The following is a 26,513-nucleotide window of genomic DNA, read 5'->3' as shown; positions in this document are numbered from 1 at the left end:
CTAAAACCTGACATTATATCCAATGGATAATCGTCCAAAGGGAAAACTTCGGTTGAAGTCGGGATATCGCTCTTCCTCAAAATGTCCTTCTAACGCGAAATAGCCGGAGCTTACATTTAAGGAGAAGTTCTTGATGATGCGTAAATTGGCTTCCAATGTTCCCGCATGCAGAATGTAATACGATTCGTTCCCACTAATGGTGAAAAAGACACCACCGTTATAGTCTCCTGTAATAAGCAAGCGATTGAGCACACTTAATTCGGCATGGTAGCGATACCCCGCTCCCGAACCATAATTGTAATTCCGGCTCGCACCATATAACAAATAGGGATCTGGCACACCTGCCAACAAAATAGCTCCTACGCCCAAACTCATATTTAGACGGTTTCTTTTTTTATAACGGAATTCGGAGTTCCAGTTGTACATCAAATTCTGTGCTCCGTAGAAAAACGCATCATTGTTATAAAAGTCGTAGTTAGCACTCAATACGCCATAATGTTCGCCACGCTTGGTTTTGAAGAACTTATTACCATACAAAAGTGCATGGACGTTGACCGCATTAATAAATGTACTATCTCCTTTTCCAAACTCCAGGTTTACGTAAAACTGGTCAAATGGACGTTTGATGTTTTCGGGACCATTACTATACCATAGCCGAAGTCTTCCATACGATCCATTCTTCCCTTTCTCCAAAACATCGCCCTCACGTGCATCGAATCGACGCACGCCTATATTAACTTCTGCCCATATCGTGGAAGAATCGGCGGCATTGTATTCGTCAACCTTGCCCCATTTGCCATCTAACAGACGGTTTAAACCGTTCACCGGATTAACAAAAAATGCACCTATTTCATTCGAAGTTCTTAAATGGGCATGCCTACTACCTCTGCCCAAAATATGACGGGCAATCCGGTGTGTCATTTCCCCCAGAATAATCCCACCATATGTCGTATTTACTAAGTCATTAATAGAGGGTGCCTGCGTTTCCCCACCGGTTTCCCAAATATAGCTCCCCGCAAACGTAGCGATACTGGACTGATAAAAGTTATAGCCATTACTTCTGAATGCATTAAAATAAAGCTGCCCATGATAAGGATGATCTAAATGGTTAGTCGTAAACTGGTTGTCATCCCAATCCCATGCGGAGAATCGCTGATGGTTGATAAAATTTTTAAAGCTAATGTAGGAATAGGGATCTTTCGTAATAAACCGGTTGAAAGTCGCAGGAAAGGCTTGCGCTAAAAACCATTCGGTACCTGCTCTCCAAAATTTCTTTTCTCTTTTTGGCTCTTGTGTTGTACGGGCAAAATGAGGTAAGGAATCTTGCTGATCCAACGTCCTCCAGCGCGCCTGGCGGGTCGTATCCAACAACTGGAATGTTGTATCGATTTCGTGCACCGTTCCAAAGTGCTGCGCTTCTGCAGGGATACCACACAGGAATAACATCACAAACAAAAAACAAGCGTGTAGTAATCTCATTATCATCTTAAACCCACAAAGGTATAATTTGTGTGATGGAAATCGAAAATCGAAAGAAAAAAAACATGTTTTGGCATAATTTGTTATTTTTATATTGAACCAACATAGACATATCATGAAGAAGTTAATTTTATCAACTGTTTTAATGTTTATCGCTACACTGATTATGGCACAAACAGTTCCAGATCTTAAAGGTGTATATACGACAAAAAAAGGCGATATCAATATCGTTTGGATGTTTATTGACGGTTACTCCTCTCAAACCACCTATAAAGACAATGCCTACGTATCGACCTTTGGTGGTCCTTACACCTATCAGGATGGATCGCTAAACGTTCAAGTTGAATACAACGACATTCATGCGAATACTATTGGGCAAACAAAAAGCTTCGCTTTGACAGCAAATGCTGACGGGTTGTTAGAGCAATCTGGACAGGCATGGAAAAAGGAAGCGGCTAAAACCCAGGATCTGGACGGGTTATGGCGGATAACCGGACGGAAACAAGGGAACGACGTCGTCCAAATACACCAAAGTGGCACCCGCAAAACTATTAAGCTCTTAGTGGATGGTTATTTCCAATGGATGGCTATAGACCCAGGAGCGAAGACTTTCTCCGGTACAGGCGGGGGACATTATACGTTTACTGATGGTAAATACAGTGAGCATATCTTATTTTTCTCTCGGGACAGTTCGCGTATCGGTGCAGAATTAAACTTCGATGGTGCGTTGAAAGATGGAGCCTGGCATCATAGTGGATTGAGTTCTAAAGGCGACCCTATCTACGAAATTTGGAGTAGAGATAATAAGTAAAGGAGACTTCTCAGCCCGCGGTTTAATACGGGGGCTGAAAATCTACCCAAACAAATCCGAGCTTAAATAACGGTCTCCACGATCGCAGGCTACGAAAACTAGGATACCTTCATCGATTTCATTCGCTACCTGTAGTGCTGCATGAAATGCGCCTCCGGTACTCATACCCGCAAAAATTCCTTCTTGCCTAACCAACTCCCTTGTTCTTTTAACAGCATCTTGTTGGGCAATATCAATCACGCGATCCACGCGCGAAGCATCAAATATTTTAGGGAGATACGCCGCGGGCCACCGACGGATTCCGGGTATGGAAGATTCTTCCGTTGGCTGACAACCGACAATCTGAATAGATGGATTTTTATCTTTTAAGAACATCGAGCATCCCATAATCGTACCTGTTGTCCCCATAGCACTCACAAAGTGTGTGATCTTCCCTTCGGTATCGCGCCAGATTTCCGGTCCCGTCGACTTGATATGGGCTTTATAATTATCTGGATTGGCAAACTGATTTAAAATATAGTAATCTCCCGAAGCTGCTTTTTCTTCTGCATAATCGCGACAGGTTTCCATATTGTCCAATAGCGTTACTTTGGCGCCATAGGCTTCCATCGTTAATGTCCGCTCGCGTGTAGACGTAGATGGCATAACCAATTCCAGTTCCAGACCGTACAAGCCTGCAATCATTGCCAAGGCAATACCGGTATTACCGGAAGTTGCCTCAATCAATCGAGATTCTTTTGTGATCTCCCCTCTTTCCAGTGCCGAACGAATCATATTCAGTGCAGCTCTGTCCTTCACGGAGCCTGCTGGATTATTCCCTTCCATTTTGGCAAAAATCTTAACCTTAGGATTATCACGAAAGGATGTGATTTCCACAAGAGGTGTGTTGCCGATGGCATCTATCAATTTTCCCATTATACGATAGGTTTTGAGTCAATAAATTTAGAATTAGGCTGATGGTAAACTGTGGTATAAGGATCTACACTCGAAGTTAACCACACATTTCCACCAATAACAGAATGATGACCGATTACGGTTTGTCCTCCTAAAATCGTAGCACCTGCATAAATAATCACATGATCCTCAATAATGGGATGACGTTGGGTGTCAACCATATTTTTCTCTACACTCAACGCGCCAAGTGTTACCCCTTGATATAGCTTGACATGGTCTCCGATGATACAGGTTTCCCCTATCACGAGTCCGGTTCCATGATCAATATATAAGTATCGGCCTATTCGTGCGCCCGGATGAATGTCAATTCCTGTTTTAGAATGTGCATGCTCGGTCAATATACGAGGGATAAGCGGCACATTTGATTTCCAAAGCTGATGTGCCAAGCGGTAAACACATATAGCGGTAAAACCGGGATATGTACGTATGACTTCCCGTAGACTCCGTGCCGCAGGGTCGCCATCCATAATGGCTTGCGCATCCGTAAGCATGACGTCGTAAATAGCTGGGAGTTCTTCTAAAAAGCGGCGTGCAATCAGTTTGTTGTCGCAATGCGAACATGCTTTTGTCTTCATCAACAATTCCAACAATTCTTCTTCGGCTTCTTCAAAAGCTTTACGCACATCATCCACGTGTTGAAAATGAGATGATTGTCGTTCCGGAAAGAGCAAATGGAGTACATGCATCGCCCAATCCGCTATACGGGCATTGCTCGGCATGTCCTGGACTTCCATTTGTTTTTGATATATATGTCGATAAAATTCTTCCATTCTATGTAAAAGGTTTAGTGTTTCTCCAAATTTAAGATTCCTTTTAAAAAACTACGCCTTCTATAGTACTAATTTTTCAAATAGTTCCTGATGGGTATCTTCTGCAGAAATGCATAAACCGGGATGCACAACCGAACACTGTATAATAGTACTTCGTTTAGCTGTCAGCCAACGAAAACGTTCTGCTTGTTCTAACATAGCTAATTTCCCACCTCCTTTATCTCCAACACAAATACGTTGAAAAGAATCCAGATGCTTGGCGATAAGCTCCAAATCAATAGCTGGATCAAGCATGCTACATTTAGCTTCGTCTACGTAAATCTTGACTTGCGCATAACGTTGTTTCCTACAATAAAGCGCAACACCCACATTGATAAATTCATCCCGTTCCACGCGAGGCACTACGCGTATGATGGCATACTCATATAGTGTTCTCTCGCTCATGCTGTATCTGTTTTATAAAGTTTTTCGAATGGGACAATCTTCCCAATAAAAAAGATAGATATACTCGACGGGCGTCGTCCGCACGCAATGGCCTATGCTCATCGACCAACCATTCATCGGGAACAATCTGCAAGATATTCCACAAATTTTCCTCCGTAAAAAGCGGTTGGTACTGTGCATCCACCTCTTCGACCTTTGACGCAAGCTTCAGCAGTACGTGGTCCTTTATTTGTATAAACGGTTTTGCCAACTGCTCTTCCCAGTTATCCCATGCATGGTGGAAATAAAGAGATGCACCGTGGTCTATCAACCAGAGTTCTTTATGCCATATCAACATATTGGTATTTCGAACAGTACGGTCTACGTTCATAAGTAGTGCATCCAACCAGACAATCTTGGAAGCTTCTTCTGCACTTATCTCATCCACATTCGAATCAAACGTAATCGCACCGTTCAAAAAATGCACACCTAGATTTTTCCCAACGGAAAAACGTAACAGATCCTGTATTTCCTCATCCGGTTCCATCCGTGCAAAAGATTCGTCAAGTTCTGCAAATACCAATTCGGGCATGCGAAGCCCCAAGAAGCGACAAAGCTCACCTCCGATCAGCTCCGCTACCAATGCCTTTTTCCCCTGTCCTGCGCCACGAAACTTAATGACATAACTAAACCCATCGTCCGCATCCACCAAAGCAGGCAGCGATCCTCCTTCCCGAAAAGGCTGAACATAACGTATAATACGGACATCACGTATCTCTGGTTTAAATATCTCCATCTAATTATTTTCTATTTTCACCTCTATAAATTTCGTTCTTCCATTTGATTTCTTACTTCAAAGAACGGAATTATTTTTCGGTTATGGCAAATTGTACCTATTTATGACCTACCCTTTAAACATATTCTAATTATATTTGTAGAAAAGGTGAACAACAATGACGGACACGAATACCGAGTATAATAACGTTATAAAACATTGTAAGGATTTATTTCTGAAGAAAACAAAAGATTATGGTACTGCCTGGCGTATCATGCGTCCACGGTCCATAACGGATCAAATCTATATTAAAGCACAACGCATACGAACATTGGAAGTAAAAAAAGTTTCAAAAGTTGGGGAAGACATTTTAGGAGAATACATCGGCATTATCAACTATTGTGTGATCGCCATGATGCAGCTGGAGTTATCGGAAGATGCTGAAGAGAACTTAGCGTATGATATCGTAGCCAAACAATACACCGAAAAGGTAAACGAAACACGTGACTTGATGTTTGCCAAAAATCATGACTATGGCGAGGCATGGCGAGAAATGCGCATCTCTTCTTTAACAGACCTTATTCTGATGAAAATTCATCGGGTCAAACAAATTGAAGATAATGACGGCCAAACGCTCGTATCGGAAGGATTGAAAGCAAATTACCAAGACATGCTAAACTATGCTGTTTTTGCACTTGTAAAACTAGGCCTTGCCGAACAAAAATAGACTCATGGAAACGAACTTTACGCCTACACGAAAAAAGAATGTTAACACCATTGATATTGCATTAGGATTTAGCCGGATATTTGTCGGTATACTTTTTATTTTTTCTGGCTTTATCAAAGCCAACGATCCTACAGGTTTTGGCTATAAATTGGAAGAGTACTTCCTGGTTTTCCACATGGATTTTCTCAACGACTACAGTACTTGGCTTGCTGTCCTTATCTGTGGCTTAGAAATCATTCTCGGGGTATTCCTGTTATTAGGATTCTATAAAAATAAAGTAGCTTGGGGTTTATTGCTGTTAACCGTATTTTTTCTCTTCCTGACGTTCTATTCTGCTTTTTTTGAAGTCGTGAGTTCCTGCGGATGTTTTGGCGATGCCATCCCGCTAACACCCTGGCAATCGTTTATCAAAGATGTTATCCTATTGGCATTCGTACTTGTCATCTTCAAGTACAGAACACGCATAAAGCCGATTATTTCCAATCAGACTACAAGAAGCCTAGTCAGTACGTTGGTCATTCTTTTATCTTTTGGGATAGGTGTCTATACCCTATATTTCCTCCCTTTTATAGATTTCCTTCCCTATAAAGAAGGGAATAATATACCCGCATTAATGGTACTTCCTGAAGGAGAAGAAGGCGATGTATATGAGTACATCTATGAAATCAAGCATCAACAAACAGAGGAAATAAAAAAGGTGACTGACAAAGAGTATATGGATGGTATTTGGGAGGATGATAACTGGGAAGTTACGGGTGAACCTACATCGAAACTTATCAAAAAAGGCTATCAGATTCCTATACCTGACCTATTGATATCAGATGCCGACGGAGGTGATGTGACGCAAGAAATCATCACGAATCCTTATTATAACTTTGTTGTGGTGAGTACGTATGTGGATAAGCTATCCTTAGCAGACATTATCGCGTTGGATCGTATTAACACGACGATTCGTGATTTGGCAAGCGATTATCCACTCCGAGCCATATTGTTAACCTCCAGTTCATCAGAAATCGCGAGGGGCCTTCAAGACGAGATGGATCTGGTACTGGAAACATTCTACGCAGATAATGTTCCACTTAAAAGTATGGTACGTTCCAATCCCGGCGTACTCTTATTACAAAACGGTACGGTCATCAAAAAATGGTCGAAAATCACGTTTCCATCAAAAGAAGAATTGGAAGAAGATTATTTAGCAAAATAATGGACAAGCCTATATTTTTAATCGGTTTTATGGGTAGTGGAAAGACTACATTAGGCAAGAAGTTGGCTAACCATCTAAATCGGAAGTTTATTGATTTAGACCATGTAATCGTAGAACGTATTGGCATGTCGATACCGGAATACTTCACACAATATGGCGAACAGAAATTTCGGGAATTGGAAAGTCAGCTACTCAAAGAGCAACAAGGGGAACGTGCTGTTATCTCGACAGGTGGTGGAAGCCCTTGTTTTTTTGATAACATGCAATGGATTCTGGAAAATGGTATATCTATTTATCTATATCTTACGCCGAAAGCGTTACATCATCGCTTGCAACAATCAAACATTGCTTCCCGCCCAGCTCTCCAAGGATTACGTGATGAGGCTCTGCTACAATTTATTGAAGAAAAACTCGATGAAAGAGCGCCTTTTTATAAACAGGCACATATCCATATTGACCAACTAAATACCTCCTTAGATACGATATGCCAATCCATTGAAACCTATGCGAAAAATAAATAGTCATTATTTGCTTCTTGTGTTTTTGTTGTTGTTCTGTAGCTGTTTCAGAAGCAACACCACAGGGGATACTGTTCGATTGGGTAATTCTCGACAGGTATTTAATTTTAAAGGAATTGAGGACTTGTATCGTTTCCTCACCTATTCAGAAAATAGGGTTCCGTTGGTGAGCGCACATCGGGGTGGACCGGATACAGACTATCCCGAAAATGCTATCGAAACTTTTCAGCGCGTGGCTTCGAAAATGCCTGCCATTATCGAGTGTGACATTGCACTCACCAAAGATTCTGTTCTCGTTTTAATGCACGATGAAACATTAGACCGCACTACAACTGGAAAGGGAAAAGTAAATCGACACACATTAGCTGAATTGAAAGAGTTGCAATTAAAAGATCCTGCAGGAACAGTAACCAACTACCGTATTCCAACATTGGAAGAGACATTGCAATGGGGTATAGGACAGGTTATTTTCACGTTGGATGTAAAAAGAAACGTACCTTACCGACTCGTGGTAGATGCTATCAGGAAAACAAAGTCCGAAGCATATTCTGTCATCATTACCTACAGTGCCAATCAAGCGGCAGTAGTGCATAACCTCGCACCAGATTTAATGATTTCGGCTTCTATAAAAAATGTAGAAGATTTGATCCGCTTAAATGACCTAGATATTCCTGATACGAGACTTGTTGCTTTTATCGGCACATCGCAGGGTGACAAAAACCTCACCGATCTATTGCATCAGCACGGTATCCTATGCATTTTGGGCACCATCGGAAACTTGGATCGTCAAGCGCAACAGAGAGGCGAACAGGTTTACGCGGAATATATTGAAAACGGAGCCGATATATTGAGTACCGACCGACCATTGCAAGCAGCGAAAACACTAGACTATTATATTAAACAGCGGAATTTATCTTCTCCATTTATAAAGTAAAACGCATTGGCAACGTAGCTCTTTTACTACATTTCCACATCGTTTATTTAATTTATTAACATGCAGCAAACAATTATGATTGTAGAACGTTATTAACTTAGATAAAATAATTTTAACGTAATAGATCGTAATATGAAGAAGTTTACATTTTTATGCCTCTTACTAGGAGGCTTCGCAATCAGCGCACAGGCACAACGTGTAGAGACCACACCGCAAACATCGGCTAATGTGGGATTAGAACCTATTAAACAGGGTAACTGGATGGTCGGTGGTTCAATAGGAAATATTGGCTACAGCTTTGAGGGTGATGCTTTCAATATCAACGTAAATCCCCGTGCAGGTTATTTTGTGACAGACGGCCTGGCGATAGGTGCTCAGGCCAGTTTAGGTTTAACTGCTGTTAAGGATCAAGACAATGTCTATAACTATGGGATTTCTCCTTTTGTACGTTACTACTTCCCTGGGGGAGCTAGTGCAAGCGGACGTTTCTTTGGACAGGGTGATATCGGTATTGCCGGAAGCAAGCCAGGAAGTGATGTTTCGTTGGCTTTAGGAGCAAATGTCGGCTATGCACACTTCATTACACAGACAGTTGCATTGGAGGTAGCGGCAGGCTATAACTACAGTAAAGCTAACGTAAATTCCGGTGGTGGACAAAGCGGCCTTGGTGTAAGCGTTGGTTTCCAGATTTATCTTCCTGGAAATAGATAAGAACATAGCACATTATTGTAGGAAAAAGCACATCCTTGATAAAGGGGATGTGCTTTTTGTTTAAAGTGAGATTCACTTGAATGTAGCTAACCTCTCCTCCATCCATTTGATATCGGTCAGTATAGTTGCCCGTTCTGCTTGATAACGTCCCGGAAACTGTTCGCCCAATCGGTTGTAAATATCCTGCAAATTTTCCTTAAACAATTTGGCAGGCACATTCCCTTGCTTCATCGCCATCAATTCTTGAAACGAAAAACGTGCTGTATTGAGGTTTGTCCTAAAACGATCCGTATGGAATAAAAAACCATAATAGACCTCGACAACATCTCTCAACGTCTCCGCTTGTTCACGATTGTCCGTCTGATGTAAGATGGCTTGGCCGATGGATTTGAGCGGATCATATTCCGCTGGATTTAGTGCATAGTCGCCACAAGAGTATGTCGGTATACGGTTGAATTCCGATTGCGTGTACATGGCATTCGCTATGTAACCATCACACAGCTCATGCAAATCTTTATCGCGAAGGACGAGAGGCCCCATATGCATGGCTTGGTAGGCATCATTTACCGGGTAATTGTCCCAAATAATCAATCGATGGCCAATGATCTCCTTGAACTCCTTAGCTTTCGCGGTGCTCACAGCCCCAACTATACCGTCGCCCGTCCAAAAACAATAGATTTCAGGATGTAACTCCCCGGCGATAGTCCGGAGGTATTTTTCGTTGTCGTTGACACCATGAGAATTGTAAGAGCTAGAGTATATGGTTGGACAAAAAATTAACTGCGCATGTGGATTTATTTTTTTCAACCGCTGATAAAAACTGTTGACAAACTTAGCCTGTACACCGGCATCGAGACCGGTGGTAATATCATCAAGGCATATCGAAAACCAATTGACCTCAAGCTTTGCCATCCATTCGTAATGTTGCCAAAGATCATCCATGTCTTTCTTACTGCTATAATCTATATGCCGCGATGTATATAAATTGGGGTTCATCGCAAAGCAAAATTCGATGTCGTTCTTTTTACAGAGACGGACTATCTCTTCATATTTTTTCTTAAATGAAGCGTCTAAGGGCTTCCACCACTGATTGTCATTCGGGTAATCAAACATGGAGAGATAACAGTTCATGAAGAAATTCATGTTGTACTGTTTGAGATAAGGAATTTCTGTGATAGTCTGTTCGGGTGTCCATGCCCAACCTTTGGTGCCTCGCAACGTGAAACCTTTGTTTGCCGAATCAGGAGATTTCATGGCTTCTTTAGTCTCGGGTAGATTGATCGACAGATGCTGAAAGATGTTGGTCGGCTCTTTCAACCTAAAATCTCCTTCGCCGACACCAGCCATCACTAGCATGACCCACGGTGGTTTACCGGCAGATCCTTTTTCCACCAAGTTGCGTATAATCAACTCATTTTTGCCTTTCTGCAAAACACCAAAAGGTATATCAAACGATTTTTCGGACCAGTCCCTATTGTGGAATCCACTCTCGCCGGTGTATAACGACCTACCATTAAGGATAACCGAAATCTTCACATCCGAAGCTGGTACATGTCCTATATCGATTCGCCCCTGCATCTTCAAGACCGGATTGGAGGGGATTTCACTCAAATCAAACTGAGCTGTCATCGCAGACTTTGTGCCTGTCTCCACAGCGTATACTGCATTGACGCCTTTCCGCTCATAATAATAGACTTCACTTTTCCCTTCCAGCCCCCCGCCGACGAAATCCTTGCCGAGAAACACAGCCGTAGCTTCCTGACTATATACTGCACCTGCCATAGAAATCAAGAGATACAGCGAGACATAACGTAATTTACTTGTATACCGGGTTTTATTCATTATCTTCATAATACTTGCTTGATCAAATTCTCCATCGCATCTAGCGCGACTTGCTCTGCTTCGGAAGACAATGGAGATGGTTCGTGGATATAAATGTAAGCTTGATCGACCTCATAGCCTTTCGCAGCGAATGATTTGCCATCCGGAATATAGCCACTCTCGCCGTTACTATAGCCTGCAAATAGCAAGTTGACATCCGAAAATTTGTTCTTTAAACGTACTTGGTAGCTGTTGAAATATTCACCCTGCACAAAAAGGATAACAGAAGAGCCGATACGTAATGCCGACATTTGCGACGTGCGGTAATCAGGTAATTCTCCTTTTTCCTTGATTTCCGCTTTCATGCGTTCGCCCCATTTTTTTACATCATTTTTCCAATCGATAAACTCGGTCTGCTGGGCGGACTTCAAGGCTACCTGTTCATCGACAAAGGCAGGCGTTATATGCTGATCACGATATGGAAGCTGGAGGCTGGCGCAAACATGCTTCAATACGGGAGCTGTCTCATCTTTTTTCAATGCAGTCTGTATGATGGCTTCACCTAATTCGGCTCCGACATCATCAGCGGTTTGCACGGATGCCGTCAATCCTTTTTTAGGATTTATATCGCCTGCCGCCGCATTAAAGAACAAGGCATTGCCGCCCCATTTTCCAGTCACCACATTCCGCGCCTGTCCGACAAAGTCCGGTGACACCGCTCTGCTTGGAAAACCAAGGACAACCGGGTGGCAAGCATAGTTAAACCAGGTTGACAACGCCTTGCCAGCGTTGTCTTGAAGTTGAAGTATACTTATCTCCTGATCGACGGAAATGTTGCTCTCACCGATGACACTTTCACCGGTTTTGGGATCTATCGAACGTCGGCTGATACTGATCCCGGAGGTGCCTATACCCGTTGCGATGCCACTTTTCACAAAGCTGCTACTGTCCTTCAATGCACGAATGGCGTTTTGTGCTATCTGATCAATGACCTGCTGTCTGTATCTGTCATTGGCCTCGCTCCATCCCAATCCCATTGCATCCATAATCGGCGCCGAATGGGTATGCGACACCGTCAAAATAATATTTGACGCAGGAATGCCGGTAGCCTGGTGGATCTGCTTGCGTATCTCAGCAATATATTCAGGGGCGATTTCCATCAAGTCATTGGTTATGATACAGATTTTCGTAGTATCATGCTGCAACACGACACATTGTGATAGCAAAGCATGATGTACGGTATCTGAAGGTCCCTGCCTATTTGCAAATCCCGCCAACAAGACCCTACTATCTGGTGTAATGTCTACCGTACTGTTGTTATAGAGAAGCTCCTTATTTTTTTTCTCTGGTTTACAGGATATCGTCATCAATACCGTCATCATTATCGCCAACCATGTTATATTTTTTATGTTATTCATCGAAAAGCTTTATTGAGAAACATCATTATTTAGAAAAACATCTTTAGCCGTCTTGACACTTCCGTGCTTACTCAGTAATGCCGATGCTTCTTCATAGTCAGTAATTCCTGTTTTTTGCATAAGCATACGCACGGCCCTATCTTTAATCTTATCATTGATTAGCGATACGTGGACCATACTGTTATCCTCTACACGTCCTAACTGTATCATCGTAGTTGTGCTGATGATATCAAAAATCATTTTTTGTGCTGTCCCACATTTCATACGCGTACTGCCCGCTACAAATTCCGGGCCCGTGATGACCTCTACAGGAAAATCAGCATAGCGAGCAATCGCGCTGTCGGGATTACTCACAATACAGCCTGTGATAATTCCATTTTCCTTACAGTATTTTAAGGATTCCAGTACAAACGGAGTAGTACCGCTGGCCGATATACCTATCACCAAATCTTTAACACCCACCTTATTTAAAGTCAATTGTCTGGGTCCCTCATGTATATCATCTTCTTTTTCTTCCAATGCTTCTACAAGTTTATCTACTCCTCCGGCTAGAATCACATTAAATAATCCTTTAGGAACTCCATAGGTAGTTGGCATCTCTATAGCATCCAAAACAGAGAGCCTTCCTCCACTACCGGCTCCCAAATAGAACAACCGCCCACCATTCTTTAATTTTTCTACTAAAGCCTCTATCAATTTATTAAGCGATGGAAGCACTTTTTCAATTGCGTTAGGCACCGTTTTATCTTCCTCATTAATGCGCCTCGTAATCTCCCCAACCGTCATTTTTTCTAAATGTCGGTGTTTCGAAGGCTGCTCTGTAATTTTTGTCGTGCTGTGATTTAACATATTCTATTTTCTAATTAAATGGTTATATCTCGTTAATCGAGCGTGTTTATGCTTGTTATTTAATCATCCCAACCTTCATTCTGGGGTTTAAGAGCTTCGTTGAGGACCATCTCTTGTCTAGGCAGTGGATACAGATAGTTTTTGGGTTCTGTAAATGTTTTCTCGACATTCGGGGCTACCAAAATATTTCCTCGATCGCCACCCAATAATTTCCGGGTTCCCAAAACGAAATACTGGACCCCAGGCACCTGTGGATTGGGTAGTGCGTCCACAACGGCAAAATCAATTGTACCATTCCCGTCCAAATCATGTTCTCCTTTGGACGGGAAGTACATGCCACGAAATACTTCCTCGAATTTTTTTCCGCGTTTCCATCGCAAAATGTCATAATACCGAAACCCTTCCATAACCAATTCTACTCTGCGCTCCCGTCTTACTTCCAACAATTTATCATCCGTTATACCCGGATATTGTATCCTAAGCAATGGATCGGTCTGGACATTGGCAACAGTGAAATTTGGCAATCCCGCTCTTTTACGGATAAGATTAATCGAGCGGTCAGCATCAGCTTGTGTAAAATCGTCGAGCTCTGCTTTGGCTTCTGCATAATTTAATAATACTTCTGCATAACGGAACAACGGAACATCATTTGAGTTCGTGTTATAAGCATCTTGGTCTACGCCACTCACAAATTTTATGACTTGATATCCCGTAGGAGCAGCCGAAAAATCTGGGAGCAAGGTTTGCGAACCACCGATCCGTCTATATCCCGGCGTACGCATCGTTTGTGCCAGCCTCGGGTCACGATTACGGGTTTCCTCGTAAAAAGTAAATTCGGCGGATCCTGGTACAGCGGAAAAGGGACGCCCGTCAACCATAAGATACGAATCCACTAAATCTTTTGTGAGACCGACTCCCCCACCCGTTGTGGCTACATTAAAGATATTGTTTGCTGCGTGGAATTTCATTAGTTCGGTATCATATATCTCTGCCAAAATCACCTCATCTGTCTTTGCCTGGTCTGCGGAAAATAGATCGAGATAATCTGATTGTGGATTATTGGTTGAATAAAGCTTATACTGATTTCCATCCATTACAGCTTCAGCAGCTTCTGCTGCCTGTTCTAACAAACCTGAATAGGTTCCTTCCAGACTTAAGTATGTATGATATTTCCTAAATGTTCCCTCGAATAAACAAACACGAGATTTTAACGCCAATGCTGCCCATTTATTTACCCGGCTTGCATTTTTTGTATCATTTAAATGTTCGATGGCAAAATCTAGATCGGCAATAATGGAATCTGTAATCAATACGCGAGAATCTCTTCCTTTATACAACTCGGGGCTGTTCGTTTCCAATGGCAAAGAATACCACGGAACATTCCCGAAACGTTTCATTTTTTCAAAATAAAACCAAGCCCGAAAGAAACGGGCAACTCCTGCATAATAATTTTTAATGGACTCATCGATGCTTGCCCGATGATAATTTTGCAGGAAAACATTGATGTTTCTTAGTTCTGACCAAGTCCAGCCTGCCTGCGAAGCTGTTTCAGGCACTTGTAAATTACCCGCCAACAATTGGTTGACCGAATTCTGTTCTACATTATCACTCGCAATATCCCCTGTAAACAAATTATGTCCACTTGTCACGGTATAAAAGCTATTGGTATACAACAGAAGGTCATTTTCTGTATTAAAAAAATTCTGTGGAGACACCTCACTAAGAGGATATTTGTCTAAAATATTTTTATTGCAAGACTGGAATATAACTAGTGACACCAGTATCGACAACGCGATTAGTTTATAATGTTTCATCGATTTTTCTTCTTTAAAAAATTAAAAGTTGATTTCAATCCCACCTGTAATTGTACGTTGTACAGGGTATACAAATCCACTACCATTAAAGGTACTGGAGTCCACTTCATCATTTAATGCTTCCGGATCTAATGCTTTAGACATCTTTGTCCAGGTAACCAGATTCTCCCCTGCCGCAAACAACCTCACTCCGCGTACACCAACTCTTTCCAACCAATTATTTTTAAATGTATATCCTATGATGAGAGACTTCAGACGTAAATAAGAAGCGTCTTGTAGGTAACGAGTCTGCACCGTAGACAACGTTCTTGTTTCTGTCGCCGGCTGGGCCTGATACGCGCGCAGTCGCGGAAAATAAGCATCCGGATTATCTGGAGTCCAGTAATTTCCAACTATATGTTCGTAAACAGGGTTATTCCATCGATTATAAAAACCCCAAAAATAAGCAGATTCGTTACCTGGCCAAAAATCCCGTTTACCTACCCCTTGAAAAAATGCACTCAAATCAATACCACTCCAGTTGAAATTCATTCCAAAACTATAGGGTAAACGGAGAGAATTATTACCAATTATAGATAAGTCACCATGATCGTCCAAGGTATTGCTTCCATTGCTGATAACACCATCTCCATTTAGCTCTGCAAACTTGATATCGCCTGCCAATGGGTGTCCGCCTCTCAAATGTTCTACTTCCTGTACGCGCCGCTGGTCAGCATGTTGTGCCCACTCGTCATCTGTCTGGAAAAATCCCTCGGTTGTATAGCCCCATATCTGCCCGATACGATAACCGTCATAATAACTAGTCAATATGCCTGTATCATTCCTAAATCTGGTAATGGTCGCTTTATTATCGGATAGGACGAAACGAAAATTATAATTGAACGGTTGGCCTGCGAGTTCAAACTGATCTCGCCAACCGAGTGTTATTTCCCATCCTTTCGTTGACACATCGGCTGCATTTTCCTGCGGTACAGACGTTCCCAATACAGCCGGCAATACCTGCCCTGCCGTCAACATTCCCGTGGTCCGTCGTTCATACCAATCCAATGATAATTCCATCCTATTATTAAACGCTGCTAAATCAACGCCGAGGTTCGTGGTATTAACTCGTTCCCAAGTGAGATTTGCCGATACGAGGCCGGGTGCACTGATACTCTGCGGATAATTGCCATCCAAAATTCGCGATAGCCTCGAAATAGGCATCGTATTAATATAAGCATAGGTATCTACTTGTTGATTACCCAATGCACCATAACTTGCTCTCAACTTAAATGTTTGCAAATAAGGTTTTATTGGTTCATAAAAGCCTTCATTAGAAACAATATATCCTATTGCTGCAGATGGAAAGAAACCAAAACGCTGTCCCTTAGGTAACCGAGATGTACCATCATATCGACCGTTTAACTCCACGAGATATTTGCTTTTAAAGTCGTAGTTGAGTCTATAAAAATAGCCAAGGGTTGCCCATTCATATTTGTTGTCACCCAGGCGAGGCTCTCCATCGGTAAGATTAAGTGCACCAAGTCCATCTATCAGATTATTTTGTCGCCATACATTGAATGTATGATATTTGTTTTCCTCTTGGTTTATTCCCACGGTTGCGCCAACATAATGATCGCCGAACTGTTGGGTGTAATTCGCAAATAAATTAAGGGTACCTAAATATCCTTGACTATAAGCCGAACCATAGTCGTCAGGCTGCGTAGCTAATTCGGTAATCGTTGTAGGATTTTGACGATAAGGTACTTGTAGCCGCTGTACATCATTTCTATTTCGATTCCAATAAGCACTATATTCACCTGTTATTTTTAGAATATCGGGAATCACAGTTAATTCAGCCGTAAAGGTATTTCGAAATATATTTTGATTTGTAATATCTCTTCCCCCCTCTTTTAACTGTCCAATGGCAAACATACCGCCGTATGTATATTCTCCGTCTCCCGTATAAATAGCACTCCACGGATGAGCAAACTGAGAAGCAAATCGTTGAAAATTGTTTCCTCCGGTCACAAATTTATTAGGCGTATCGTAGGTTCTTTCGCTGTATTCTGTATTGTTGGTCAGCCGTAGATATCTGTTTACTTCAAAAGAAAGCTTAGATCGTCCATTGTATCGTTTAAAATTATCAGATGCAGGCTTATATACGCCATCTTGTGTGTGATAAGCTCCCGAAAGATAAAAGCTGAGTTTATCAGTTCCCCCATCTACGGAAAGTGTATGCCTAGAAAACGGTTGTGTTTTGTTGAACATCTTTCCATACCAATCGACCGACCCTCCCGTAACGTAACCGGTCGCATTTGATACCCATTCGGGCTCTAATGTCGGATCATCTTGATAACGTTTTAAATGATCAATAACTTTTACCAAATCCGCATTATCAGAGTCATAAAAGCCTCGCCAAGCTTCCTGCTGTATCTCTGCTGCCAAAAGGGGATCATCTATAGCTTTTGGCGTCTGCAAAGGCTCATTAAACCCGAGATTATTGTTATATTTAAAATTGACCCTTCCCTTGCCGCCTCCTTTAGTTGTAATGAGTATAACACCATAAGAGGCTCGTGCACCATAAATAGCAGCCGAAGAAGCATCTTTCAATACGCTGACGGATGCAATATCTTCGGGATTGAGGTAATTAATCTCCCCAGGAACACCATCTACCAACACTAAAGGTGAACCACCATTAACTGACGTAAAACCTCTGACATTAAGACTGGCCGCACGATTAGGTTGTGCATCTCCCATCGTTACCTGCAAATTGGACACTGCACCTTGTAGTGCTACGCCAACTGATGTTACCGGACGGTTGGCAAACACTTCTTCTCCGATCTGACTGATAGCACCCAACACTTTTTCTCTTTTTTGGGTACCGTAACCAACGACAACCACTTCATCCAAATTCGAACCCGGTATAAGGATCACCTCTACGAATTGGCGACCACTTAAGTCTATCTCTTGTGATTCATAACCGATGAACGATACGACGAGGACTGATTGCTGGTTACTGATTTCCAAAAAAAAGTTTCCTTCTGTGTTCGACGATGTTACCACCTCCGAGCCCTTCACCCTAACACTCGCTCCGCCAAGAGGCTCGCCCTCGTTATTCCTGACTACTCCTTTTATTGTTGCTTTCTGCGTCTGTGCGTATGATACCTCACTCCATAACGAAGGCATCAAAAAAACATATAGCGAGAAAAGAATATGTGTTGTGATTTTTTTTAGTTTATTTTCCATAATGGATTTTATATTAGGATCATTGTGATTCGTTATTCTTACTTCTTATATATTGCAAAATCATCAATACACAGCCTTCCGTTATTCGTTGTCCCTAAACCTAGCTTATTGATTCTAAATCTCACCGGACCAGTAATATCCATATTAAAAACCGCCTGTTTTTTAACAAATCCAGCGTCTGAGATATCGGAGCCGGTCTGCGTCCAAGTCGTACCGCCATCGGTCGAATATTCTAATCGCCAAGTACTAGAAGCATCTTTAAAATAGACACTATACCAAACGGTAACCTTGGATGCGCCATTCAGTAAGTCAAAATCCATCTGAACATACGCCGATGTCGTCAAATTGTTCCTCATACGCACGACATCTATTCCCGACGTTGGCCGATCATCATACACATATCTTGGATTGTTAACAATAGCCGCTTGTGTGAAATTCCACGCACCCGACGGAAAGGTTCTTACCCGATCACCACCTTCATAGTTTATAAAGTTTCCATCAGTAACCTCAAAACTTTCTGGAAAATTAGGGTATAACAAACTATTATCTATTTCCTTATCCAGATTTATATCCGCTACAATAGGACGATGATCGGACGCTGTCGTATTGATAACCTTAGTTTCAGTTATATCCATATCCCCACTAGCAAAAATATAATCAATTTTTTTGGTGGGAGTTTCGGCATTAAACGTGTAGGCATTGTCCTCTGTCGCATCTAATAACCTACTTTTTAATGTAATAATATTATGCTCATCCGGCGTAGCATTCAAATCTCCCATTAGCACACTCTTACCGGGATAATCATTCATAAACATAACGGTTTCTTTAATATGGTTAAACCGAGCTGCTTCTGTAAGCCCCCAGTGCGTAACATAAACTTGGAGGTTCTGTCCGTCAACATTTAGTTTTGCCCGGAGAATACCTCTTCCATAATCATCTCCGACAGAGAAATCCCGCTTTTCGCTTTCAACGATAGCATATTTACTAAGCAGTGCATGACCATGTTCTCTCGGTTTATTCCCCGAAGCCGTGTTGGCCGGCTCAGTAGTTGTAGGCTGATAAACGTAATGCATATCCAAGGCATCAGCAAGTGATTTTACTTGATCCTCATAATTGCTTCTTGCCCCATAATGCCTATCGATTTCATTTAATGCTACAATAGATGCCTCAGAGTTTTTAATTACTTCTAAAATCCGATGTAGACCCACAATATTATCCATCCCTCGTCCATGACGGATATTATATACCATGACTCGAATAGCCTCGGGATTTGATACGTCAGGAATTTCCGGATGATCTGGCTCCTCTGGATTAGGCTTATTATTAGGCTCGGGATTATTTGTTCCACATGCCAGCATGGTAGAAACCATAAAAATGATTAAAAAAAGGATGCTAGTTTTCTTCATAATTTTACTGTATTAGGGTTATTACTTTCTATTTAAACGCGCTGTTGTCTTTCATTTCATCTAAAACATATACGCTTATTTGCGTTTTTAAAAACAAATATAAACGCATAAAAACGAATATTAAAATATTTTTTCAACTTTTAACGTAAAAATCACGATAAAATAATTTAAAAATAACCTTATATGCGTTTTTTAGCATATTTAATAATTCCATAAACGCAAAGTCAATATCCGCACAAAACCTTATCTTTGGCAGATATAACCAAAAAGTAAATGACAAGATGTTAAAAGAGGAACGCTTAAAAATAATACTTCGCGAAATCAATTTACATAATAAAGTATTATCCACTGACCTAAGCGAACTGCTGCAAGTTTCTGAGGACACTGTCCGCCGGGATTTAAAAGAACTTACTGAAGCTGGACTCGTTACCAAAGTACACGGCGGCGCAATCAGCAATTCACTGGTTACCCCTTTCCAACAACAGGAAACAGTTTACGGTTCTGAAGCTAAGAAAGTGATTGCGGAAAAGGCCATTTCCTTATTAAAAAAGGACCAGGTTATTTTAATTGAAGGAGGAACAACCATCCAGGCTTTTGCGAAAGTAACCCCTAAAAATCTTAATTTACACTTTTTTACCATAAGCCCTCAAACCGCTATTGCCTTGGCAGAAAATAACGACGCTATTGTAAATACAATCGGAGGAAGGTTACATAAGGATTCATATCTGCACACGGGGGCGGATGTCGTCAATCAGCTAAAAGATATCCGGGCGAATATATGTGTCTTAGGTGCAAATGGTTTTTCAGCCGAACAAGGGCTTAGTGATATCGACTGGGAAATTGTTCAAGCCAAAAAAGCGATGATACAATCATCAAAAACAACCGTCGTGATGTGTATCAGCGAAAAACTAAATAGCAATAGAAAGTTTATCGTTTCGTCAATCGAACAAATTGACTATCTCATAACCGAACTACCTGCCGACAGCCCTTTTTTAGAACCGTACCGCAAAGTAGGCGTAAAAATATTATGAAAATGCGTCAACTTGTTTTTTCATCGTACCGGTTTCCGCAAGACGTAAGTGCCAGCTAAAGGCTTCTTCTAATAAATGAGGTGTATGCCCCCCTCTTTCACATGCTCTATCAAAATAGGACTGAAGTTCTTCTCTAAAATCCGGATGAACACAATTATCGATAATTTTTTGAGCACGTTCTCTCGGGGCAAGCCCACGTAAATCCGCTAAGCCAATATCCGTAACCAACACGTCAACATCATGTTCGGTATGATCCACATGGGACACCATAGGCAGGACATGCGAAATAGTATTATTTTTAGAGGCTGCTTGCGTTACAAAAATACTGAGATATGCATTTCTAGCAAAATCACCCGAGCCCCCGATACCGTTCATGATTTTAGAACCGGCAATATGTGTAGAGTTGACGTTTCCGTAAATATCAAACTCAATAGCTGTATTGATAGCGATAACTCCTAGCCGACGAATCAAGCCCGGCGTATTGGAAATATTTTGGGGCCGAAGCACAATTTTATCCCGATATCGCTGTAAATTGCCGAATACTCGCTCATAACACGCTTCGGAAACTGTAATAGACGACGCGGAAGCAAAAGACAGCTTTCCAGCATCTATTAAATCAAATGTACTATCCTGTAATACCTCGGAAAACATCGTCAAATCATAGAAATTACTATTTCTAAAACCCATCAATACCGCGTTGGCCACTTTTCCGATCCCGGCTTGTAGTGGTTGAAGACGATCACTAAGATGACCCAATTGCACTTCATTTTCAAAGAAATTCAAGATATGGGCAGCTATGGCAATTGTCTTTGCATCCGGTTCGGCAATTTCTGCCGGGCTATCTTTTTTATCTGTAAAAACAATTCCAACAATCTTATCCGGATTAACCGCGATGGTCTTGCGCCCTATCTTATTCCAAGGAGCAACAATAGGTATCACATTTCTATATGGGTAGTTCTCTGGTTTATATATATCATGGAGCCCATAAATCTCCATCGGGATAGCCGCATTAATCTCAATAATGATTTTTTCGGCCAGCTCAGCAAATGTAGCTGAATTTCCGACAGACGTAGTAGGCACGAGACTTCCATCTCGATCTATATACGCCACTTCAATAACTGCAATGTCGACAGAAGGAAGATTCTTATTGTGCAACAACTCCGCACTCTCACTAAGGTGCTGATCTATGAACAACACTTCACCTGCATTAATCTTGTTTCGCAACGTACGGTCTACCTGAAAGGGCATTCGTTTTTTTAAAGCTCCTGCTGCTGCAAGCTTTCCATCCGTATCATGTCCTAACGACGCACCGGTCATCAGCGTAATTTTTATATCTTCCGTTCTCGCCCGCTCGGCCAAGGCTTCCAGCACTACTTTACTGTCTCCTGCTTTCGTAAAGCCACTCGCCCCAACCACCATATCGTTGTCAAAAAAACTGATCGCTTCTTGGACGGTCATTACTTTATCTTTCAGTCTTTCTAATTTTATTCTTTCTGTTGTCATATGAATAATGCTGTTACCCCATGTAAGATAAGTAATAATAAGCAATTTCCTATATGTCTCTCACTTTTTTGGTTATGTCATTAAAAAACAAGAAATTTATGTCTCCTACGCAAGAAAACAATGAACAGAACGCTTTACGTAGACAAATATTATATGACGGAAGTGGATACTTTCGAAAATAGTATTTATTGTCACCATGCACTTATGGGCGAAACCTTCATTTCCGAACATAGTCATATAAAAGGGCAGTTTCTTTATACAGAAGGAGGGATTGTTTTTTTAAAAACCGAAGAAAAATCTTATTTTCTGCCGGCCCGTCATTATATATGGATCCCAGGCGGAATAAGGCATAGCATCTATCCCAGCAGCCCAGAGGTGGTAATGCGAAATTTATATTTCCCCGAATTTGACACCGACACCGATTTTTTTGACAAGGTAAACATCTATCCTGTTAATGATTTTTTAATCGAGTTTATCATGTTCACCAATCGTTGGACAGGCAACATATTTCCTACGGAAGAGCCTAAATTTTCTATCGCGAAAGCTTTTAAGTTAATCCTTCCGGAAATATCTCAGACGGAATTGCCGCTAGCGCTTCCCTATCCAAAGCATGAAAAACTAAAAGCGATTGTCAATTATCTGGAACAACGGATAGAAGAGAATATTAGCTTTAAAAAGCTGGCTAAGGAATTTGAGTTTAGTGAACGAACCTTAGCTCGTCTCTTTCAACGAGAATTAAATATGAGCTTTATTCAATATTACACCATCCTTCGCATGCTCACGGCATTAAAGTTACTATTGGACGAAAAAATGAGTGTAAACGAAGTGGCGACGAAAGTCGGCTATAGTAGTTTGCCAACCTTCAGCAACACATTCAACAAAGTTATCGGGGTAAGACCCAGTGAATACGTCAAAAACAAAAATTTATTACTATAACCTTAAACCACACATGAATATTAAACTCAGCTTTCTATCAGCATTAGCAACCGGAAGCATTTTATTTGCCTGCTCTCCGGCAGGAAGTAAAACTGCATCATCAAACGATGAAACACCTCAACCAATTCAACTTTTTAATGGTAACGATATCAACGATTGGACACCAAAAATTCGATTGCACGAAGTGGGTGAGAATTATGCCAACACATTCCGTGTAGAAGATGGCCTACTTAAAGTACGATATGATGGCTACGACGAATTTAATAAGCAATACGGTCATTTGGCTTATAATACACCCTATAGCTATTACCTTCTTCGTGTGGAATATCGCTTTGTTGACGAGCAGGTTAAAGGAGGCGAAGGCTGGGCTTGGCGTAACAGCGGAGCTATGCTTCACGGGCAGGATCCAAGCACCATGTTGAAAGAACAGGATTTCCCCATCTCTGTTGAAGGACAGTTTCTCGGTGGAAACGGCAAGGACGAGCGAACCACTTCGAACTTATGCACACCGGGGACAAACGTCATTATTGATGGAACGCTATTCACACCTCATTGCACGAGCTCTACCTCAAAAACCTATCACGGAGATGAGTGGGTAACAGCTGACTTTCTGGTACTAGGTGACTCCCTTATCCAGCACATATTAGAAGGAGAAGTAGTATTGGAATACAACAAACCTCAAATCGGAGGAGGAAACGTAGAACATTACGACCCCGCAAAGAAAATGGACGGCAAGCTTTTAGATCAAGGATTTATTTATTTGCAAAGCGAAAGTCACCCGATCGACTTCCGAAAAGTAGAATTATACGACCTAGCTCCTTACAAAGACAACGGGACTAAATTGGATGAGATTATCCAAAAACTACTATAACGGAATTTCTTCAACGAAATTCAACAAGAAAAGGGATGTAAATTAATACATCCCTTCTTTATTCTTATAGAACAGACTAAAAATTAACCTAATTTATTAACTAACTTCGTTAACTTCGATTTGTTGTTAGAAGCCTTGTTCTTATGGATTACATTCTTCTTAGCCAAACGATCAAGCATCGAAACAACTCTTGGTAACAACGTTTTAGCTTCTTCAGCATCTGTTGTATTACGTAATTTTTTAATTGCGTTACGAGTAGTTTTTGCTTGGTAACGGTTTCTTAAGCGTTTTGCCGCGTTTGCTCTAATTCTTTTAAGCGCTGATTTATGATTTGCCATTTCTCTTAGCTAATTTTATTTTCTTTCTTATTCCAGTTTCGGAATGCAAAAATAACATATCGTTTCCAATATTCAAAATGTATTTGAAAAATGTTATGCTATTGTTCTTTTTTTACCTTTTACTTTTTAATTTCGCTCATGCGAAAACTATCAATGGAAGAGTTGAATCGAGTTGATATCGATTCTTTTAAAAACCAAGAAAAAATTCCGATTGTCGTTGTATTGGACAATGTACGCAGCATGCATAATGTAGGATCAACTTTCCGTACTGCGGATGGATTTGCTATCGAAAAAATTTTTTTATGTGGTATCACGGGCACGCCCCCTCATCGCGAAATAGAAAAAACAGCATTGGGTGCGACGCAATCCGTTAATTGGGAATATTGTCCGAATACGACAACGGCTATTGAGCAATTGAAGAAAGAACATTATACCCTCCTTGCTATAGAACAAGCTTCCGGAAGTACCGTATTACAAAACTTTGAAACAGATTCACAAAAAAAATATGCGTTGATATTCGGTAATGAGGTACACGGTGTATCCGATGAAATCATGCAAGCAATAGACGGGTGTATCGAAATCCCTCAATTTGGCACCAAACACTCACTAAATGTGTCGGTTACTATCGGAATTGTGTTGTGGCAGTTCGTGCAAAAGTTGAAGCTTTTGTAAGGTTATGAGACGCTGAGGAAACGAAGAAGAAAAAAAGACGAATAGCACGAGCTTAAATTTTTAGAAGTCATTGCAAAATGGTAGATTTGCTTTGAAAAAAACAGAAAAAATGAGTGTATTAGTAAATAAAGATTCAAAGGTAATTGTGCAAGGCTTTACCGGAAATGAAGGTACTTATCACGCATCTCAAATGATTGAGTACGGTACGAATGTAGTTGGAGGTGTTACCCCCGGAAAAGGAGGACAATCTCATTTGGATCGTCCGGTATTCAATACAGTACAAGATGCGGTAGAAGCAACTGGTGCTAACGTTTCTATCATTTTTGTTCCTCCTGCATTTGCTGCTGATGCTATTATGGAAGCAGCTCAAGCAGGTATTGAAGTTATTGTTTGTATCACAGAGGGTATCCCTACTAAAGATATGATTCAAGTAAAATCGTACTTGAGCGATAAAAATTCTAGATTAATTGGGCCAAATTGTCCGGGTATTATTACTGCTGAAGAAGCTAAAATTGGCATCATGCCAGGTTTTATTTTCAAAAGAGGAAAAGTGGGCGTTGTTTCTAAATCAGGAACATTAACTTACGAAGCCGTAGATCAAACAGTAAAGGCTGGTTTAGGTATCACAACGGCCATCGGTATCGGCGGAGACCCTATCATTGGCACAACAACAAAAGAAGCGGTAGAATTGCTAATGAACGACCCGGAAACAGAAGGTATTATCATGATCGGCGAAATTGGAGGTGGCATGGAAGCAGAAGCAGCTCATTGGATTAAAGAACATGGTACTAAACCTGTAGTTGGTTTCATTGCGGGACAAACAGCGCCTCCGGGACGCCGCATGGGACATGCCGGTGCAATTGTAGGCGGAGCAGATGATACTGCTGCTGCAAAAATGAAGATCATGCGTGAATGTGGCATCCGCGTAGTAGAATCTCCTGCTGAGATTGGAGTTGCTATTGCAGAGGAATTGGCAAAATAGTTATACGTCTTTTTCTAATAAATTATAGAAAGCCCGAATGCAAAATTTCGGGCTTTTATCTTTTCGCCTTTATCTAATTCCATAGCAAACCAAGCTCCTCCCCATCTTTTGTCTATCAATTAACAATTCTTCTGCGTTAAACCCATCAAATATTCATACGCAGTGATTTTTTACTTCATGTTGCTGTTATATCATTCTAATTCTATTTTCGCTACAAAATAACATACTAGCAAAATATGAAGAGTCTATTACCGGGGAGAGAACAAAACAAAAAAGCCCCTGCAGTTATGACTGCAGGGGCCTGTATAGGATTCGGCACCGACCTACTCTCCCACCTT

24 protein-coding genes are annotated in these 26,513 nt (G+C 41.3%); 11 read left to right on the top strand and 13 right to left on the bottom strand.

The annotated features are described in order from the left end of the window. Positions 1–1,485, bottom strand: coding sequence for a DUF3943 domain-containing protein (locus tag FXV77_RS18720; RefSeq protein ID WP_148920771.1), 1,485 nt, complete (start codon positions 1,483–1,485; stop codon positions 1–3). A gap of 109 nt (positions 1,486–1,594) precedes the next feature. On the opposite strand from FXV77_RS18720, the gene FXV77_RS18715 reads away from it, so the two are divergent. Further along, entirely contained in the window at positions 1,595–2,290 is a 696-nt protein-coding gene (locus FXV77_RS18715; RefSeq protein ID WP_148920770.1) for a hypothetical protein, read from the top strand. 42 nt (positions 2,291–2,332) lie between these two features. Here FXV77_RS18715 and cysM read toward each other — a convergent pair whose 3' ends face one another. From cysM to FXV77_RS18695, 4 genes are all read right to left on the bottom strand, one after another. Then, a complete protein-coding gene (gene cysM, locus FXV77_RS18710; protein WP_148920769.1) occupies positions 2,333–3,205 on the bottom strand; it encodes a cysteine synthase CysM in 873 nt (290 codons plus the stop codon). Continuing rightward, positions 3,205–3,978: a serine O-acetyltransferase EpsC gene (gene epsC / locus FXV77_RS18705; protein ID WP_246162521.1), complete on the bottom strand. Its 774-nt coding sequence runs from the start codon at positions 3,976–3,978 to the stop codon at positions 3,205–3,207. The genes cysM and epsC overlap by 1 nt, the downstream gene beginning before the upstream one ends. Before the next feature lie 96 nt (positions 3,979–4,074). Continuing rightward, positions 4,075–4,458: a DUF3037 domain-containing protein gene (locus tag FXV77_RS18700; protein WP_148920767.1), complete on the bottom strand. Its 384-nt coding sequence runs from the start codon at positions 4,456–4,458 to the stop codon at positions 4,075–4,077. Then, entirely contained in the window at positions 4,436–5,233 is a 798-nt protein-coding gene (locus FXV77_RS18695; RefSeq protein WP_148920766.1) for a HipA family kinase, read from the bottom strand. The genes FXV77_RS18700 and FXV77_RS18695 overlap by 23 nt, the downstream gene beginning before the upstream one ends. Before the next feature lie 157 nt (positions 5,234–5,390). Between FXV77_RS18695 and FXV77_RS18690 the strand changes: the two genes are divergently transcribed. The 5 genes from FXV77_RS18690 to FXV77_RS18670 all read left to right on the top strand — a co-directional run bounded on the left by FXV77_RS18690 (position 5,391) and on the right by FXV77_RS18670 (position 9,306). After that, entirely contained in the window at positions 5,391–5,939 is a 549-nt protein-coding gene (locus tag FXV77_RS18690) for a DUF1599 domain-containing protein (RefSeq protein ID WP_148920765.1), read from the top strand. A gap of 4 nt (positions 5,940–5,943) precedes the next feature. After that, positions 5,944–7,143: a BT_3928 family protein gene (locus tag FXV77_RS18685; RefSeq protein ID WP_148920764.1), complete on the top strand. Its 1,200-nt coding sequence runs from the start codon at positions 5,944–5,946 to the stop codon at positions 7,141–7,143. Continuing rightward, positions 7,143–7,664, top strand: coding sequence for a shikimate kinase (locus tag FXV77_RS18680; protein ID WP_148920763.1), 522 nt, complete (start codon positions 7,143–7,145; stop codon positions 7,662–7,664). The genes FXV77_RS18685 and FXV77_RS18680 overlap by 1 nt, the downstream gene beginning before the upstream one ends. Next, the gene (locus tag FXV77_RS18675; RefSeq protein WP_148920762.1) at positions 7,648–8,595 is read left to right on the top strand and encodes a glycerophosphodiester phosphodiesterase family protein; all 948 of its coding nucleotides are present in this window, start codon (positions 7,648–7,650) and stop codon (positions 8,593–8,595) included. The genes FXV77_RS18680 and FXV77_RS18675 overlap by 17 nt, the downstream gene beginning before the upstream one ends. Positions 8,596–8,727: 132 nt before the next feature. Next, a complete protein-coding gene (locus FXV77_RS18670; RefSeq protein ID WP_148920761.1) occupies positions 8,728–9,306 on the top strand; it encodes a porin family protein in 579 nt (192 codons plus the stop codon). A gap of 72 nt (positions 9,307–9,378) precedes the next feature. Here the strand turns inward: FXV77_RS18670 and FXV77_RS18665 are convergent, their stop codons facing one another. From FXV77_RS18665 to FXV77_RS18640, 6 genes are read right to left on the bottom strand one after another with little or no spacing between them, the layout of a single operon-like run. Next, a complete protein-coding gene (locus FXV77_RS18665) occupies positions 9,379–11,157 on the bottom strand; it encodes a beta-N-acetylglucosaminidase domain-containing protein (protein WP_148920760.1) in 1,779 nt (592 codons plus the stop codon). Then, complete coding sequence (locus FXV77_RS18660) at positions 11,154–12,545, bottom strand: neutral/alkaline non-lysosomal ceramidase N-terminal domain-containing protein (protein WP_148920759.1); 1,392 nt, start codon at positions 12,543–12,545, stop codon at positions 11,154–11,156. The genes FXV77_RS18665 and FXV77_RS18660 overlap by 4 nt, the downstream gene beginning before the upstream one ends. Before the next feature lie 9 nt (positions 12,546–12,554). Further along, on the bottom strand, positions 12,555–13,394 hold the full coding sequence (locus tag FXV77_RS18655) for an N-acetylmuramic acid 6-phosphate etherase (protein WP_148920758.1): 840 nt from the start codon (positions 13,392–13,394) through the stop codon (positions 12,555–12,557). Between the two features lie 59 nt (positions 13,395–13,453). Beyond that, entirely contained in the window at positions 13,454–15,208 is a 1,755-nt protein-coding gene (locus tag FXV77_RS18650) for a RagB/SusD family nutrient uptake outer membrane protein (RefSeq protein ID WP_148920757.1), read from the bottom strand. 21 nt (positions 15,209–15,229) lie between these two features. Then, positions 15,230–18,436, bottom strand: a complete 3,207-nt coding sequence (locus tag FXV77_RS18645) for a SusC/RagA family TonB-linked outer membrane protein (RefSeq protein WP_148920756.1) — start codon at positions 18,434–18,436, stop codon at positions 15,230–15,232. A gap of 38 nt (positions 18,437–18,474) precedes the next feature. After that, positions 18,475–19,842 (bottom strand): endonuclease/exonuclease/phosphatase family protein, encoded by a 1,368-nt coding sequence (locus FXV77_RS18640; RefSeq protein WP_148920755.1) that lies wholly within the window; start codon positions 19,840–19,842, stop codon positions 18,475–18,477. Positions 19,843–20,123: 281 nt separating this feature from the next. On the opposite strand from FXV77_RS18640, the gene FXV77_RS18635 reads away from it, so the two are divergent. Beyond that, on the top strand, positions 20,124–20,873 hold the full coding sequence (locus FXV77_RS18635; RefSeq protein WP_148920754.1) for a DeoR/GlpR family DNA-binding transcription regulator: 750 nt from the start codon (positions 20,124–20,126) through the stop codon (positions 20,871–20,873). Here the strand turns inward: FXV77_RS18635 and FXV77_RS18630 are convergent. Next, on the bottom strand, positions 20,868–22,376 hold the full coding sequence (locus tag FXV77_RS18630; RefSeq protein ID WP_148920753.1) for a succinate CoA transferase: 1,509 nt from the start codon (positions 22,374–22,376) through the stop codon (positions 20,868–20,870). The genes FXV77_RS18635 and FXV77_RS18630 overlap by 6 nt on opposite strands. Positions 22,377–22,496: 120 nt before the next feature. Here FXV77_RS18630 and FXV77_RS18625 point away from each other — a divergent pair, with 120 nt between their 5' ends. Both FXV77_RS18625 and FXV77_RS18620 read left to right on the top strand, forming a co-directional pair. Next, positions 22,497–23,312: an AraC family transcriptional regulator gene (locus FXV77_RS18625; protein WP_148920752.1), complete on the top strand. Its 816-nt coding sequence runs from the start codon at positions 22,497–22,499 to the stop codon at positions 23,310–23,312. Between the two features lie 13 nt (positions 23,313–23,325). Next, positions 23,326–24,183, top strand: a complete 858-nt coding sequence (locus tag FXV77_RS18620) for a 3-keto-disaccharide hydrolase (RefSeq protein ID WP_148920751.1) — start codon at positions 23,326–23,328, stop codon at positions 24,181–24,183. A gap of 83 nt (positions 24,184–24,266) precedes the next feature. On the opposite strand, the gene rpsT is transcribed toward FXV77_RS18620, so the two are convergent. After that, a complete protein-coding gene (rpsT, locus tag FXV77_RS18615; RefSeq protein ID WP_105718454.1) occupies positions 24,267–24,521 on the bottom strand; it encodes a 30S ribosomal protein S20 in 255 nt (84 codons plus the stop codon). 138 nt (positions 24,522–24,659) lie between these two features. Between rpsT and FXV77_RS18610 the strand changes: the two genes are divergently transcribed. Together FXV77_RS18610 and sucD are read left to right on the top strand one after the other, a co-directional pair. Then, positions 24,660–25,193, top strand: coding sequence for an RNA methyltransferase (locus FXV77_RS18610; RefSeq protein ID WP_148920750.1), 534 nt, complete (start codon positions 24,660–24,662; stop codon positions 25,191–25,193). Between the two features lie 109 nt (positions 25,194–25,302). After that, positions 25,303–26,175: a succinate--CoA ligase subunit alpha gene (gene sucD, locus FXV77_RS18605; protein WP_148920829.1), complete on the top strand. Its 873-nt coding sequence runs from the start codon at positions 25,303–25,305 to the stop codon at positions 26,173–26,175. The last annotated feature ends 338 nt before the right edge of the window (positions 26,176–26,513 follow it).

Source organism: Sphingobacterium phlebotomi, from assembly GCF_008180195.1.
GTDB lineage: Bacteria > Bacteroidota > Bacteroidia > Sphingobacteriales > Sphingobacteriaceae > Sphingobacterium > Sphingobacterium phlebotomi.
The sequence above is the reverse complement of the archived record's forward strand: the minus strand, read 5'-3'. Positions and strand labels throughout refer to the sequence as shown.

Excerpts from the sequence above, each read along its gene's own strand:
- FXV77_RS18720 (WP_148920771.1), bottom strand. The coding sequence starts at position 1,485 with ATGATAATGAGATTACTACACGCTTGTTTTTTGTTTGTGATGTTATTC.
- FXV77_RS18715 (WP_148920770.1), top strand. The coding sequence starts at position 1,595 with ATGAAGAAGTTAATTTTATCAACTGTTTTAATGTTTATCGCTACACTG.
- cysM (WP_148920769.1), bottom strand. The coding sequence starts at position 3,205 with ATGGGAAAATTGATAGATGCCATCGGCAACACACCTCTTGTGGAAATC.
- epsC (WP_246162521.1), bottom strand. The coding sequence starts at position 3,978 with ATGGAAGTCCAGGACATGCCGAGCAATGCCCGTATAGCGGATTGGGCG.
- FXV77_RS18700 (WP_148920767.1), bottom strand. The coding sequence starts at position 4,458 with ATGAGCGAGAGAACACTATATGAGTATGCCATCATACGCGTAGTGCCT.
- FXV77_RS18695 (WP_148920766.1), bottom strand. The coding sequence starts at position 5,233 with ATGGAGATATTTAAACCAGAGATACGTGATGTCCGTATTATACGTTAT.
- FXV77_RS18690 (WP_148920765.1), top strand. The coding sequence starts at position 5,391 with ATGACGGACACGAATACCGAGTATAATAACGTTATAAAACATTGTAAG.
- FXV77_RS18685 (WP_148920764.1), top strand. The coding sequence starts at position 5,944 with ATGGAAACGAACTTTACGCCTACACGAAAAAAGAATGTTAACACCATT.
- FXV77_RS18680 (WP_148920763.1), top strand. The coding sequence starts at position 7,143 with ATGGACAAGCCTATATTTTTAATCGGTTTTATGGGTAGTGGAAAGACT.
- FXV77_RS18675 (WP_148920762.1), top strand. The coding sequence starts at position 7,648 with ATGCGAAAAATAAATAGTCATTATTTGCTTCTTGTGTTTTTGTTGTTG.
- FXV77_RS18670 (WP_148920761.1), top strand. The coding sequence starts at position 8,728 with ATGAAGAAGTTTACATTTTTATGCCTCTTACTAGGAGGCTTCGCAATC.
- FXV77_RS18665 (WP_148920760.1), bottom strand. The coding sequence starts at position 11,157 with ATGAAGATAATGAATAAAACCCGGTATACAAGTAAATTACGTTATGTC.
- FXV77_RS18660 (WP_148920759.1), bottom strand. The coding sequence starts at position 12,545 with ATGAATAACATAAAAAATATAACATGGTTGGCGATAATGATGACGGTA.
- FXV77_RS18655 (WP_148920758.1), bottom strand. The coding sequence starts at position 13,394 with ATGTTAAATCACAGCACGACAAAAATTACAGAGCAGCCTTCGAAACAC.
- FXV77_RS18650 (WP_148920757.1), bottom strand. The coding sequence starts at position 15,208 with ATGAAACATTATAAACTAATCGCGTTGTCGATACTGGTGTCACTAGTT.
- FXV77_RS18645 (WP_148920756.1), bottom strand. The coding sequence starts at position 18,436 with ATGGAAAATAAACTAAAAAAAATCACAACACATATTCTTTTCTCGCTA.
- FXV77_RS18640 (WP_148920755.1), bottom strand. The coding sequence starts at position 19,842 with ATGAAGAAAACTAGCATCCTTTTTTTAATCATTTTTATGGTTTCTACC.
- FXV77_RS18635 (WP_148920754.1), top strand. The coding sequence starts at position 20,124 with ATGTTAAAAGAGGAACGCTTAAAAATAATACTTCGCGAAATCAATTTA.
- FXV77_RS18630 (WP_148920753.1), bottom strand. The coding sequence starts at position 22,376 with ATGACAACAGAAAGAATAAAATTAGAAAGACTGAAAGATAAAGTAATG.
- FXV77_RS18625 (WP_148920752.1), top strand. The coding sequence starts at position 22,497 with ATGAACAGAACGCTTTACGTAGACAAATATTATATGACGGAAGTGGAT.
- FXV77_RS18620 (WP_148920751.1), top strand. The coding sequence starts at position 23,326 with ATGAATATTAAACTCAGCTTTCTATCAGCATTAGCAACCGGAAGCATT.
- rpsT (WP_105718454.1), bottom strand. The coding sequence starts at position 24,521 with ATGGCAAATCATAAATCAGCGCTTAAAAGAATTAGAGCAAACGCGGCA.
- FXV77_RS18610 (WP_148920750.1), top strand. The coding sequence starts at position 24,660 with ATGCGAAAACTATCAATGGAAGAGTTGAATCGAGTTGATATCGATTCT.
- sucD (WP_148920829.1), top strand. The coding sequence starts at position 25,303 with ATGAGTGTATTAGTAAATAAAGATTCAAAGGTAATTGTGCAAGGCTTT.